At 67.0% G+C, this 12,571-nt stretch carries 15 protein-coding genes; 8 read left to right on the forward strand and 7 right to left on the reverse strand.

The features are described 5' to 3' along the window. Positions 1 to 31: 31 nt before the first annotated feature. Positions 32 to 853, reverse strand: coding sequence for an alpha/beta fold hydrolase (locus ACHQ4I_RS34965; protein WP_420776174.1), 822 nt, complete (start codon positions 851 to 853; stop codon positions 32 to 34). Positions 854 to 944: 91 nt separating this feature from the next. Here ACHQ4I_RS34965 and ACHQ4I_RS34970 point away from each other — a divergent pair, with 91 nt between their 5' ends. Both ACHQ4I_RS34970 and mscL read left to right on the forward strand, forming a co-directional pair. Next, complete coding sequence (locus ACHQ4I_RS34970) at positions 945 to 1,679, forward strand: SDR family NAD(P)-dependent oxidoreductase (RefSeq protein ID WP_420776175.1); 735 nt, start codon at positions 945 to 947, stop codon at positions 1,677 to 1,679. A 187-nt stretch (positions 1,680 to 1,866) separates the two neighbouring features. Beyond that, a complete protein-coding gene (gene mscL, locus ACHQ4I_RS34975) occupies positions 1,867 to 2,331 on the forward strand; it encodes a large conductance mechanosensitive channel protein MscL (RefSeq protein WP_420776176.1) in 465 nt (154 codons plus the stop codon). A 70-nt stretch (positions 2,332 to 2,401) separates the two neighbouring features. Here the strand turns inward: mscL and ACHQ4I_RS34980 are convergent, their stop codons facing one another. Together ACHQ4I_RS34980 and ACHQ4I_RS34985 are read right to left on the reverse strand one after the other, a co-directional pair. Further along, on the reverse strand, positions 2,402 to 3,634 hold the full coding sequence (locus ACHQ4I_RS34980) for a L,D-transpeptidase (RefSeq protein ID WP_420776177.1): 1,233 nt from the start codon (positions 3,632 to 3,634) through the stop codon (positions 2,402 to 2,404). Between the two features lie 68 nt (positions 3,635 to 3,702). Continuing rightward, a complete protein-coding gene (locus tag ACHQ4I_RS34985) occupies positions 3,703 to 4,836 on the reverse strand; it encodes a UDP-N-acetylmuramate dehydrogenase (protein ID WP_420776178.1) in 1,134 nt (377 codons plus the stop codon). Here ACHQ4I_RS34985 and ACHQ4I_RS34990 point away from each other — a divergent pair. The 3 genes from ACHQ4I_RS34990 to ACHQ4I_RS35000 all read left to right on the forward strand — a co-directional run bounded on the left by ACHQ4I_RS34990 (position 4,835) and on the right by ACHQ4I_RS35000 (position 6,724). After that, positions 4,835 to 5,320 (forward strand): DUF2505 domain-containing protein, encoded by a 486-nt coding sequence (locus tag ACHQ4I_RS34990; protein ID WP_420776179.1) that lies wholly within the window; start codon positions 4,835 to 4,837, stop codon positions 5,318 to 5,320. The genes ACHQ4I_RS34985 and ACHQ4I_RS34990 overlap by 2 nt on opposite strands. 118 nt (positions 5,321 to 5,438) lie before the next feature. Continuing rightward, positions 5,439 to 5,960 carry a DUF2505 domain-containing protein gene (locus tag ACHQ4I_RS34995; RefSeq protein WP_420776180.1) on the forward strand — a complete coding sequence of 174 codons (522 nt, stop codon included), beginning with the start codon at positions 5,439 to 5,441 and terminating at the stop codon, positions 5,958 to 5,960. Further along, positions 5,930 to 6,724 (forward strand): class I SAM-dependent methyltransferase, encoded by a 795-nt coding sequence (locus ACHQ4I_RS35000; protein ID WP_420776181.1) that lies wholly within the window; start codon positions 5,930 to 5,932, stop codon positions 6,722 to 6,724. Before ACHQ4I_RS34995 ends, ACHQ4I_RS35000 begins: the two co-directional genes overlap by 31 nt. Positions 6,725 to 6,734: 10 nt before the next feature. Here ACHQ4I_RS35000 and ACHQ4I_RS35005 read toward each other — a convergent pair whose 3' ends face one another. Beyond that, the gene (locus ACHQ4I_RS35005; RefSeq protein ID WP_420776182.1) at positions 6,735 to 8,270 is read right to left on the reverse strand and encodes a hypothetical protein; all 1,536 of its coding nucleotides are present in this window, start codon (positions 8,268 to 8,270) and stop codon (positions 6,735 to 6,737) included. A gap of 96 nt (positions 8,271 to 8,366) precedes the next feature. Then, the gene (locus ACHQ4I_RS35010; RefSeq protein ID WP_420776183.1) at positions 8,367 to 8,975 is read right to left on the reverse strand and encodes a hypothetical protein; all 609 of its coding nucleotides are present in this window, start codon (positions 8,973 to 8,975) and stop codon (positions 8,367 to 8,369) included. Positions 8,976 to 9,074: 99 nt separating this feature from the next. On the opposite strand from ACHQ4I_RS35010, the gene ACHQ4I_RS35015 reads away from it, so the two are divergent. After that, positions 9,075 to 9,803, forward strand: a complete 729-nt coding sequence (locus ACHQ4I_RS35015; protein ID WP_420776184.1) for an LmeA family phospholipid-binding protein — start codon at positions 9,075 to 9,077, stop codon at positions 9,801 to 9,803. A 48-nt stretch (positions 9,804 to 9,851) separates the two neighbouring features. Here the strand turns inward: ACHQ4I_RS35015 and deoC are convergent, their stop codons facing one another. Beyond that, positions 9,852 to 10,538, reverse strand: coding sequence for a deoxyribose-phosphate aldolase (deoC, locus tag ACHQ4I_RS35020; RefSeq protein WP_420776612.1), 687 nt, complete (start codon positions 10,536 to 10,538; stop codon positions 9,852 to 9,854). A gap of 144 nt (positions 10,539 to 10,682) precedes the next feature. Between deoC and ACHQ4I_RS35025 the strand changes: the two genes are divergently transcribed. Continuing rightward, positions 10,683 to 11,258: a GNAT family N-acetyltransferase gene (locus ACHQ4I_RS35025; RefSeq protein WP_420776185.1), complete on the forward strand. Its 576-nt coding sequence runs from the start codon at positions 10,683 to 10,685 to the stop codon at positions 11,256 to 11,258. A 7-nt stretch (positions 11,259 to 11,265) separates the two neighbouring features. On the opposite strand, the gene ACHQ4I_RS35030 is transcribed toward ACHQ4I_RS35025, so the two are convergent. Continuing rightward, positions 11,266 to 11,553: a hypothetical protein gene (locus tag ACHQ4I_RS35030; RefSeq protein ID WP_420776186.1), complete on the reverse strand. Its 288-nt coding sequence runs from the start codon at positions 11,551 to 11,553 to the stop codon at positions 11,266 to 11,268. A gap of 123 nt (positions 11,554 to 11,676) precedes the next feature. Here ACHQ4I_RS35030 and purU point away from each other — a divergent pair, with 123 nt between their 5' ends. Next, positions 11,677 to 12,567 (forward strand): formyltetrahydrofolate deformylase, encoded by an 891-nt coding sequence (gene purU / locus ACHQ4I_RS35035; RefSeq protein WP_420776187.1) that lies wholly within the window; start codon positions 11,677 to 11,679, stop codon positions 12,565 to 12,567. The last annotated feature ends 4 nt before the right edge of the window (positions 12,568 to 12,571 follow it).

A 12,571-nucleotide genomic window follows, 5' to 3' on the forward strand; every position in this document is an offset into this window, starting at 1 on the left:
CGAGCGGGCGGCGCCAGCGAATTTCGGACGCCTAATTCAGACCCTCGATGAACGCGCCGACCTCCGCCACGAACCGGGCGCGATCCTCGATGAACAGCCCGTGCTGCGCGTCCTCCCAGAACGAGGCGCGGGCATCGGGGGCGGCGTCGAGGATGTAGCGGCCGTTCTCGATCGGCACCACCGGATCCTTGGTTCCGTGCAGCACCAGCACCGGAATGTCCAGGGTGCGCAGCGTTTCGGTGTTGTCGACGGTGCGGTAGAACAGCGCCTTGCGCACCCGAGGCGGCGTGGACAGGCTCGCGCCGAAGATTCGTTGCGCGTCGACGCCCTTATCCGCACCGGGTCCGGTATTGGCGTTGCCGAACGCACCGAAGGCGCGCAGCGCACGGCCCGCGCTCTCCTCGAACACGCCGGGAATGGCTTCCTTCATGGCCGAACCGGTGTCCGCGCCGGGCGCGCGGCCGATATTGGCCATCGAACCCGAGTAGACGACGCCCGCGACCGCGCCGGTGCCGTAGGCGGTCAGGTAGTCGGTGAGCACGATGCCGCCATAGGACCAGCCAAGCAGGACCGCGCCGGATTCGATGCCCTCGGCCGCCAGTACCGCGGCGATATCGGCGGCCCAGTTCTTCGGATCGTCGTAGCCGGTCTCCGGAGCGTCGGAGTAGCCGTGGCCGCGCAGGTCGACCGCGATCACCCGGAAGCGTTCGGCCAACTCGTCCGCGGCCGCGCCCCAGCACTGCAGGTTGGCCGACCAACCGTGCAGCAGAACCAGCGGCCTGCCCGCCGCGGGGCCGCTGACCCGATAGACGATATTCGTTCCGTCCGCACTGACCGCATCGCGAATAGCCATGCCACCGAGGCTAACGGTGATCGGACCCGGTGCGGTGATCCGGGCAACAGCGGGACTCGCCAGCAAATGAGCTGCACTTAGGATCGCAAATATGAGCATTCGCACTGCCGTCGTCACCGGAGCCAGCTCGGGAATCGGGGAAGCCACCGCCCGGGAGCTCGCCAAACAGGGTTATCACGTGTACGTCGGTGCGCGCAGGCTCGACCGGCTGCAGCGCCTCGCCGACGAAATCGGCGGCACCGCACTCGAACTCGACGTAACTTCGGACGATTCCGTGCGCGCCTTCACCGACGCGATCGAGAATGCCGATGTGCTGGTCAACAATGCGGGCGGCGCGAAGGGCCTGGCCGCGGTGGCCGATGCGGACCTGGACGACTGGCGCTGGATGTGGGAAACCAATGTGCTCGGCACGCTGCGGGTGACCAAGGCGCTATTGCCGAAGCTGATCGCCTCCGGCGACGGCCTCATCGTCACCATCACCTCGGTCGCCGCCTTCGAGGCCTACGACAACGGCTCCGGCTACACCTCGGCCAAGCACGCCCAGGCCGTACTGCATCGCACCTTGCGCGGTGAATTGCTCGGCCAGCCGGTGCGGCTCACCGAAATCGCGCCCGGCGCGGTCGAAACCGAGTTCTCGCTGGTCCGCTTCGCCGGGGACGAGGAACGCGCCGCCAAGGTCTACGAGGGCATCGACCCGCTGGTCGCCCAGGACATCGCGGAGATCATCGGGTTCGTCGCGTCGCGACCGTCACATGTGAATTTGGACCAGATCATCGTCAAGCCCCGTGACCAGGCGGGCCCGGGTCGCTTCGCGCGCCGCGGCTGAAATAGCCTGCTTGCCCGCCTCCCACGCCTTTTGCCGGTCGTCGGTGCCACGCAAGTCATAACCGGCCCGGCGGGCTGGTGCCAGCTGGGTTTTGGGCGTACCCGGTGAGTTACCCATGTACTTGCGAAATCGGTTGTCGCCTCCATAGCGACAACCTCATATAGACGAGATTGGAGTTGCTCGGCTCATGCTCAAGGGTTTCAAAGATTTCCTGATGCGCGGGAACGTTATCGATCTTGCTGTCGCGGTGGTCATGGGCACCGCGTTCACCGCGGTCGTGACGGCGGTGACCAAGGGAATCATCAATCCGCTGCTCGCGGTCATGGGCAAGACCAATGAGCTGGGGCTCGGCATTCAGCTGGTCGCCGGTAAACCCGCCACCTTCATCGCGGTCGGGCCGATCATCACCGCACTCATCGACTTCGTGATGGTCGCGGCGGTGCTGTACTTCGTGCTGATGGTGCCGATGAAGACCCTGAAGAATCGCTTCGGCACCGCCAAAGTGGCCGAGCCGACCGAAATCGAACTGCTCATCGAGATCCGGGATCTGCTCGCCAAGCAGCAGGCGGGTTCGATCATCGACGCCGAGACGTTCGGCAAGGACGGCTCGCTGGTGCGGGACATCGCATTGACCAAGGACGCCGCCCGGTAATCGCCTCGCGCCGAATATGATTCGCCCCCGCACGGAATACTCCGAGCGGGGGCGATTTCGTATCGGCGGGCTAGCGCGGCGGACCAGGGGCAACCGGTGTCGCGGAGATGCTGGCACCGGAACCATCCATGGCGGACAAGGACTTCCACTTGCTCCAGTCGATGGTCCAGTCGTACAGGTCGCCGTCGGCGGCCGACAACGGGATCGAAGTGCCGGTCACCTCGACCGGATCGCCGTAGAGCGCGGTCGGGAAGAAGGCCTGCGCGTCGGTCGGCGACAGATTGATGCAGCCGTTGGTGACATTCGAAGAGCCCTGTGCCGACAGCGATTCCGGGTTGGCGTGGATGAATTCGCCGTTGTTGGAGATGCGTACCGCCCAGCGTTCGCGAACGTTGGTGTAGAACGGCGGATTCGACATCAGGAAGTCTTCGTACTTCTCGGTGACCACGTGCACACCGGAACGGGTGACATTGCGCGCCTGATTGCCCTCGCCGTAGCTGACCGCGAAATCGAAGACGACCTGTCCGTCGCGCACCACCTGCATGCGATGGCTCGGCGCGTTGGCCTTGACGATCTGACTGCGGCCGACGCGGAAATCCGAAGTGAGATCGGTGTACCCGTAGTTTCCGCCGCCGAGATCCAGGCCGTAGAGCTTGGCCGCGACGTGCACGGTGGTGCCGGGCACCCAGTAGTCCTTGGGGCGCCAATGCACGCGGGAGCCGCCGTTGTCATCGGGGAACCAGGCCCACGCGCCCTCGGTCGGCGGATTGGTGGTGACCGTGAGTGCCTTCTCTACTGCGGCCTTGTTCTGCACGGAACCCTTGAACTGCAAGATGATCGGCGCGGCTATGCCGATTTCCTGGTTGTCGGCGATATTGAGCGTCGCCGGGAAGGTGTTCTTCGGCGCGAGCGTGGTGAATGCGCCATCGATCGGAACCGGCTTGCGGTCGACGCCGATCACGGTGCCCGACCAGGTGTATTTGGCGTCGTAGCCGAGCGGTTCGGTGATCTGGTAGCTGCGCTTGTCCGGGGCGAGCTGACCGGTGACCTGCTTGCCATTGGCGTTGGTCAGTGCGATCTGGTCGATGGTGCCGTCGGCGACGGTGACCGAAACCGGTGCCGTGGGGTTGACGTTCTTGGTGTCGGCGGCCGGCGCCAGCGTGACCTTCGCGGCCGGGGTGTTGTCTTTGGCGGAGTCGCTTTTGCCGCCTTTATCGCTCGTGCATCCCGCCACCAGCGCGACCACCACGAGCAGCACGGCGGAGACGGCAGCGACCGGTCTATGGCCTGGACGATTGCTCACCGCATCGAATTTACGCGGCGAGAACCGTTCGCTTGACTAGCTAAGAGTGTGGTGTTCGTTGCACTCGTTTAAAGAGCGACCCCGATGGGTACCGGCTCCGGTTCCAGCCGGATCCCGAACCGATCGGCCACACCGTCGCGGACCGTGCGGGCCAGCGCGACCAGATCGGCGGCGGTCGCGACGCCGCGGTTGGTCAGTGCCAGCGTGTGTTTCGTGGACAGCCGGGCCGGGGCGTCCGGGCCGGGGAAACCCTTGGCGAAGCCCGCCCGCTCGATGAGCCAGCCCGCGGAGAATTTGACGCCATCGGGCGCCGGATAGGTGGGGATCGTGACATCGCCCACATGAGCGGTGATCGCGGCCTTCACAGCGGCGACGCGGTGCTCGGCGACGACCGGATTGGTGAAGAACGAGCCAGCGCTCCAGGTGTCGTAATCGTCGGGGTCGAGCACCATGCCCTTGCCTGCGCGCAACTTCAGCACGGCGGCCCGGACCTGATCCGCGGGACGGGAGTCACCATTGGTCGCGCCGAGCGCGTTCGCGAGTTCGCCGTAGCGCAGCGGTGCGCTGGATCCGTCGGGGTTGAGTGCGAAGTCCACCGCGAGCACCACGGCGGTATCGCGGTGTTTGAGTGCGCTGGTGCGGTAGCCGAAGCCGAGTTCGGCCGGTTCGACCCAGCGGATCTCACCGCTCGCGCGATCCAACAGGCGCACCCGGCGCAGCAGACTCTCGACCTCGACGCCATAGGCGCCGACGTTCTGCACCGGCGTCGCACCGGCGGATCCGGGAATGCCCGACAGGCACTCCAGCCCGCCGAGCCCGGCCTCGACCGTGGCCGCGACCACGGTGTCCCAGTTCGCGCCCGCCTCGGCGATGACACCGTCCGCACCGATCTCGACACCGTCGTTGGCCACCAGGACCACCACGCCGTCGAAGCCGTCGTCGCTGATCAGTAGGTTGGAGCCGCCCGCGAGCAGCAGCCGCGGAATGCCCGCCGCATCCAGCGCCCGCACCGTCGCGACCAGCGATTCGGTCGTCGTGCACTCGGCGACCGTGGCCGGCCCGCCGACCCGCAACGTGGTCAGCTCGGCCAGTCGCACCGATTCGCGCAGCCGCGCACCGCTGTCGGCCAGCAGCTCGCGCAGCTGATCCGACGACACCACCCGTGAAGTTCGCACGCTCCAGACGGTAGCCTGTTCGACCATGGCTACACCCCTGGCGTACACGGCCCGCTACTCGCATCCGGTTGCCGCCGTGCGCGCGGCCTTCGCCGACGAGCAGTACTGGAAGGACCGCGTCGCCGAGGTGGGCGGCGAGAATGCCCGGCTCGATTCGGTCACCGTCAACGGCGACCAGGTCAAGGTCGAGATGGTGCAGACCATTCCCGCCGAGCTGCTGCCGCCCGCGATTACCGCGGTGCGCCCGGGTGATCTGATCATCCCGCGCACCGAGAGCTGGTCCGGCGATTCGGCCACCTTCACCGCACGCGTCGAGGGTGCGCCCGCCGAAGTCCGCGGGACGATCACGCTTTCCGCGGATGGCTCCGGTTCGGCAGCCCAGACCGACGGCACCATCGAGGTGAAGATCCCGCTGTTCGGCGGCAAGATCGAGGCCGCGATCGCGGAGCGGCTGACCGAACTGCTCGCGTCCGAGGAAGAGTTCACCAACAACTGGCTCGCCAAGCCCTGATCGCGCGGCGACGCCGGACTGTGGATATTCCGCGCGCCCCGGATGTGGGTTTGTGGTGAATCCCCACAGTCACCGCCGAGCGATGGGGCGGCGACCGGTCCCGGTAACGTAGTCGCTCATGGCTCGCCGACTGGACTATTCAGCCCGCTACCCGCTGCACACCACAAAAGAGCTTTACGCGGCGCTGTCGACCCGTGAGTACTGGGAAGACCGGTGCACGGAGATGTCGAAATATTCGCCGGGTAACGAGGTCGTCAGCCTCGAGGTCGGCGACTCGGGCATCGAGGTCGTACTCCACCACATCCTGCCGCGCGAGATGCTGCCGGAGATCGCGCAGGCGGTCATGCGCAAGGACATGGTCATCACCCGCAAGGAGAGCTGGGGGCCGTTCGACGAGAACGAGTCCGTCGGCAAGTTCTCGGCCTCCATTCCCGCCGGGCCGGGCAGCCTCGGCGGCACCATCCGGCTCTTCCCCACCGAGACCGGCTGCACCATGCGGTTCTCCTCCGAGGCCAAGGTGTTCATCCCGATGGTCGGCCCGCGGCTCGAACAGCTGATGCTGGTGAACCTGGTCGACCTTTTCCGCGCCGAGGCCGAACAGACCGTGAAGTGGCTGGAAGAGCAAAACCCGACCAGCTGAGACCGATCGGCACCATCACCAGGGGCACCACCGGTGTCAACCGCTTACGACGCAGCGACCGCTGGCTGATCCACGACGAGCTCGTCGCCGCGCGCCTGCGCGATGCAGCGGATCCCCTGGTCGTCGACCTCGGCTACGGGGCGAGCCCGTGGACCACGCTGGAGCTGGCGGCCAGGCTGCGCACCGTCCGCCCCGACCTGCGGGTGGTCGGTCTGGAGATCGATCCGGAACGGGTGGTACCCGGCCGCGACGGCGTCAGCTTCGCCCGCGGCGGCTTCGAATTGGCCGGTCTGCGACCGGTTCTGGTGCGAGCGTTCAATGTGCTGCGCCAGTATCCGGAATCGGCGGTTCCCGATGCGTGGGCCACCATTCTGTCCGGGATGGATCCTGATGGTCTGCTCGTCGACGGCACGTGCGACGAGCTGGGCCGCCGCTGCGCGTGGGTTCTGCTCGACCGCACCGGCCCGCTTTCGCTGACCCTGGCCTGGGACCCGTTCACAGTAGAGCGCCCGTCCGATATCGCCGAGCGCCTCCCGAAGGTATTGATCCACCGAAATTTCCCCGGCGAACCCGTGCACGCCCTGCTGAGCGCCGCCGACCGCGCCTGGGCAAGAGCCGCCCCACTGGCCCCCTTCGGCCCCCGAGCCCGCTGGCGCACCGCCGCCGAGTACCTCCGCGAGGACGGTTTCCCAGTACGCCCCTACCGCCGCCGCATGCGCGACTGCGTCCTCTCCGTTCCCTGGTCCACCGTCGCCCCAGCGTAGGGGATCAAGATCAGGTGGAACTGGCGGCGGAGGCTTCTCGGGCGATGCCGCCATATATGCCACCTGATCTTGATCCGAGGAGGGTGTGGAGGTGGCCGGGGATGGCGGCGAGGGGGAGGATTGAGGTCGGCTCGTAGGGGTGGCGCCAGAGGCCGCCGTGGGCTGCGCCGGCTACGAAGATGTGCTCGGGGTTGGCGTTGGGGGGTGTTTGCGGGGGTGCGTAGAGGTCGGCGACTAGTTTGGCTGCTAAGAGGGGGCGGGCGGTGTCGGGGGCGAAGACTTCTATGCCGAAGTGGTGGGCGCCGCGGTAGGACGCGGCGAGGGAGCGTTGGGCGCGTAGGGATTTCGTCCATGCGGGTGGTGCGACGGTGCAGGAGACTGTGCGGCCAGCGGTCTGCGCGAGGACCGTGCGCCAGCGGAGTAGGCGTTGGGCGAGTGCGTGATTCGGGCCTTGCGACGGGAGCAGGATATCGGCGACGCTCCAGATCGCACCGAGGTGATCGGGATTCGTGATCTTGTAGTTCGGGCGGTATAGGGCAGATGCGGTGAGCAGACGCAGTAGCTGCTCACCGACGCCGCGCTCATGTAGGCGGGCGTGGGCGTCCGCGATAACCTCCTCGGGAACGGCATAGCAGTCGGTCGGCGAGCCGAGATACGCCACAGCCGCGTCATCGCGGTGCGCGAGCAGATCCTCGACGAGGACATCCAGCGCGGCGGCCAGCCGAACCCCTTGCGGTCCAGGGCTATTCGCATACATACCGAATACCGGCCGAATATCTCGATCGAGCTGCCCGCGAATCCAGTGCACCAACGCCGGGAACTGCCTGGTGATATCCGCACCGGGTCCGACCGTGATCGGATAGCGCAGCCGACCGGCTCCCGCGTTCGCGATTTCCGAAATCTTCCGCCATCGATCGGGTCCGGGCAGGTCGATCGCGAGAACATCGGCGCCCCAACCCAGCAGCGGCCGCAATGGAGCGAGTTCGGCCGCCGCGCCGGTGACGAGCACCCGGAAACCCGGCAGCGACAACCACTCCGGATGATCGATAACCCGCTCCACCGCCGCCGCGAAGGCCGGTTCGATAATTCCGCGGCGGCGCCAGTCGGTCAGCTGCTGCCAAAGCGCCTCCTCGGCCAGCAGCGCACCGCGAAACGGGATTTCGAGCCGGGTCACCGGCTTCGCGGTGCCGTCGATCCGACCGGTATCGAGTCCGCCCGGTGTCGCGATGGCGTCCACATCGACGCTCAGCAATGGCGCGATCGTGCGCCCGGTCACGAAACGCAGCAGCTGGCGTGCGGACCGCAAACCGTCGGTCGCGATCCCCACTGAGGCCGCGGGCGAACTCGCGGCCAGCGCGGTCAGCCCGCGAAAGACGCCGCGGTAGGCGCAATGCCAGTCCCGGCAGGTCTCGACCTGTTGTGCGAGGTCCGCGTCATATCTGCGGACCGCGTCGGCGACCACGGCGGTGGCGAACATATCGCCGACACGCTCGGGCGCTCCGGACGGAAAGACGAGATCCCATCTACCCTGACCTACCGTCCCCATGGTCAGTCACCATGCCATGATTGCGCGCCGGGCAAAACCGGAGATCGAACGAATTGATAGCCGAAGCGGATCACCGCGCGGATCTCACCGCGTCGTTCACGCACCGGTGAGGGCCCGGTGCACTCGCGCCGCCGCCCGCGGTGGCAGACGCGCACTCGCGGAACGGATTTCGTCGGTAGCGCAGCGATGGATGGCGACCGCGTCGCCGACCACCTCGTCGAGCGCGGATTGGCCGATATCGGCCTCGGCCAGATCGAGCACCGTGCGCACGGGCGTCGTCACCAGAAACGGACCCGCTGATTCGAGATCGGCCGGGATCAGCGCGCGCCGCAGCACCACCAGTCGCGGCGTGACCGGCGGTCGGCCCGCGCCGACCGACAGATGTAGAAATCGCGGCCGTAGTCGCCCGAGCCCATGCAATTCCGCCGCACTCTGATGCGATACCGCGGCGGCCCCGTCGAACCAGGCCGCCCACATGGCGTATTCGTCGAGCGGGCCCGCAGGCCATTCGGCCAAACGCATAAGCCCCACCCCGGCCCGCGTGACCGACCCGTCGCCGAGCCCGGCGCGCACCCGCGCCTCACATCCGGTGCGCAGCACCTGTCTGGTAGTGAAGAACCCGGCATGGCGCCCCGCCAAACGCCGCAGCACACGCCACCCATGCTCGGCGGAATCGAGTGCGCGGCCCGCCGCATCGCCAGCCATGCCGACCAGGCTACGCTCGAATTCTGTGTCACATGTCACAAACGAACCCCTCACAGCACCCACAGAGCGAGCTCAGAAACGTCCGGAAGAATCGAGCCCATGAGTACGAAGAGCCCATCCACCCTGACGGTCAACCGGCGCGCCCTGGTGATCGCCCTCGTCGTGGTCGCGATTCTGCTCGCTACCGTGCTGGTCGGCGGGGAGGCATATGCGCGGCACCAGGTTTCACAGTGCATCAGTTCGCAATTCGAGAAGGATATGGGGTCCAAGATCGATGTGAGCTTCGGACCCAAACCCATGCTGATCACCTGGATCGACGGAAAGGTCGGCCAGGTGAAGGTGGACAGCGCCGATTCCAAATTCGGCCCGGCCGTCGGCATGGTGGTACATGCCAGGTTCAACAATGTCGAGGTCAGCGATAACGGCCGCACCGCCGGCACGATCGGTAGCTCCTCCGCCGATGTCACCTGGGGCAACGACGGCATCCGGGAGACGCTCGGCGGTCTGGTCAGCGACGTGAAGTCCTCCGCATCGAGCGGGATGCTGACCCTGGACGTGCTCGGCGGGATCGCGCAGCTGCAGGTGAAGCCGCAGATCAAGAACGGCGTCGTGGAGGTCGAGACGATGTCGGCGGCACTGCTCGGCGTTGGGCTGCCGACCGATCTGGTGTCGGGCATCGTCGATGTCTTCACCCAGAGTCTGCAGAGCTACCCGCTCGGCCTGAAGCCCACCGAGGTCAAGGTCACCGATAACGGCATCGCGGTGCAGTTGGCGGGCGGTCGCACCGAACTCCCCGCCGCCCAGGGCAATAACAACGCCAGCTGCTGAGGCGAAACGGTGATCGCCTGACGCACAATCACATTCGTGGATGGGCGATCAGCCGGGGAATCCCGCCAGCACCGCGCGGGATTTGGAGAGCCCGAGGCGCGTCGCACCCGCGGCGATCAGTTCGGCGGCGGCTTCGGAGGTGCGGATTCCGCCACTGGCCTTCACCCCGAGACGCCCGCCGACCGTCTCGGCCATCAATCGAACCGCGTGCACGCTGGCACCACCGGCCGGGTGAAATCCCGTGGAGGTCTTCACAAAATCCGCACCGGCACGCTCGGCGACCCGGCAGACCTCGACGATCGCGGCATCGGGCAGCGCCGCCGATTCGATGATCACCTTGAGCACCGCACGATCACCTACGGCCTCACGCACCGTCACGATATCGGAGAGCACCGCCGTGTAATCGCCTGCGAGCGCGGCACCGACGTCGATCACCATGTCGACCTCGGCCGCACCCTGCTCGACCGCGAGACGCGCCTCGGCACCCTTCACCAGCGAATGATGTTTCCCCGATGGGAATCCGGCGACGGTCGCGACCACCAACCCCGGCGCGCGCACCGGCAACATGGACGGCGATACGCAAATCGCGTAGACACCGAGTTCGCGCGCCTCCGCGACCAACGCGTCGACATCGGCGTCCGTCGCCTCCGGCGCCAGTAGCGTGTGGTCGATTACGGCGGCCACTTCGGACCTGGTCAGCGACGCGGAGTTTGCCACAGGGTGAGAGTCTGGCATACCGGTGGCGAATTCCATTGCGTGCCTCCGATGCATCGCGCACACTCGATACTGTCGGTGGCTAAGGCCAGCGCGGTGCGACTGCCCGGCCGAGGAGTTGCGCAGGTGCGGATGGCCCAATTTCGTTCAGGAGGAGACGACACCGTGCTGATCCGTCGCGAACGCGCCGACGACGCCGCCGCCATCGCAGCCGTCCACCGCAGCGCCTTCGGACCGCAGTACGCGGACGGGGACACCGAGCGGCGGGAGATGGCCGAACTCACCGGCGAACCGTCCGACGAGGCCGCCGCCGATCCACCCGAGGTCGACCTGGTCACTCGGCTGCGCAGCGATTCCGGCTGGATCCCCACCCTCTCGATGGTCGCGGTGGAACACGACACTGTCATCGGCCACGTCTGCCTCACCCGCGCGGGCGTCGGCCCGTTCCCGGTGCTCGCGCTCGGCCCGATCGGCGTCCTGGTCGAACATCAGGGCAACGGTGTCGGCGCGGCCATGATGCACGCGGCTCTCGGTGCCGCCGACGCCCTCGACGAACCCCTCATCGGCCTACTCGGCAGCGTCGACTACTACCCCCAATTCGGTTTCTTCCCCGCCGCGCGCCTCGGCATCACCCCCGACGAACCCGCCTGGATCGCACACTTCCAAGTGCGCCCGCTCTCGGCCTACGACTCCCAGATCACCGGCGAATTCCATTACGCCGAACCGTTTTACGGTCTCTAGCGAAGGGTCATTCGCCCGGGGTGTCGTGGTGGACCATGTCGTAGACATAGGAGCGTTCGTGTTTGCGGCTCACCCAGGCGCCTTCGGGTGGCAGATCGCCCTGGCCGGGGTCGTCGAAGGGGCGGCTCACGACCTCGCCGGAATCGGTGCAGACCGACCATCCGAAGTGCGGTAGGCGGCGGCACCAGAGATCTTGGTCGACCCGTTTGTAGGACGGGTAGCCGTATGCCCAGCCGTCGCGCACGAATTCGTAGGTCAGCCCATCGAGCTGTCGTACGAACTTCACACGCGTCACGGCCGCATCCTCACCATCGAGCCCACTGCGAGGGTCCACTCGAATTCATTATCGGGCGTGGGCGAGCACCGCGCGAGCAAACCTGTTGCACACGCGTCCGCGACGGCCTGGGAGGATGAGCCAATGAGTTCCGCTCTACCCGCCCCGGACGACCGCCGCTTCGTGCTGACCCTGGGCTGCCCGGACCGTCCCGGCATCATCGCCAGGATCACCTCCTTCATCGCCGAGTTCGGCGGGTCCATCGTGGAGGCCGGGTACCACTCCGACCCCGATATCGGCTGGTTCTTCACCCGTCAGGCGATCAAGGCGTCGACGGTGCCGTTCGGCATCGCGGAACTGCGCGACCGATTCGCGGGTGTGGCGTCCGACTTCGGTCCCGAGACGGAATGGCAGCTGCTCGACTCCGGCGAGCGCCGCCGCGCCGTCCTGCTCGTCAGCAAGGACGGCCACTGCCTGCACGATCTGCTCGGCCGCGCGGCCAGCGGCGAACTGCCCGCCACCATCGAAGCGGTGATCGGCAATCACCCGGATCTCGCCGGAATGACCGAGGCGCATGGCGTCGAATTCCACCACGTGCCCTTCCCGAAGGATCCGGCCGAACGCGGCCCCGCCTTCGAGGAGGTCCGCACCCTGGTCGACGCCCATGACCCGCACGCCGTCGTCCTGGCCCGGTTCATGCAGGTGCTACCGGCCGAACTGTGCGAACACTGGGCCGGCAAGGCGATCAATATCCACCACAGCTTCCTGCCCTCCTTCGTCGGTGCCCGCCCCTATCACCAGGCCTTCGCCCGTGGCGTCAAGCTGATCGGCGCGACCTGCCACTACGTCACGGCCGAACTCGACGCGGGCCCGATCATCGAACAGGACGTCATCCGCATCGACCACGCCGACGAGGTCCGCGATATGGTCCGCCAAGGCCGCGATATCGAACGCGTAGTGCTGGCCCGCGGCCTGCGCTGGCACCTGGAAGGCCGAGTCCTGGTCCACGGCCGCCGCACCGTCGTCTTTTCCTGACTCC

Origin of the sequence: Nocardia nepalensis, assembly GCF_048910785.1 — a bacterium.
Lineage (GTDB): Bacteria > Actinomycetota > Actinomycetes > Mycobacteriales > Mycobacteriaceae > Nocardia > Nocardia nepalensis.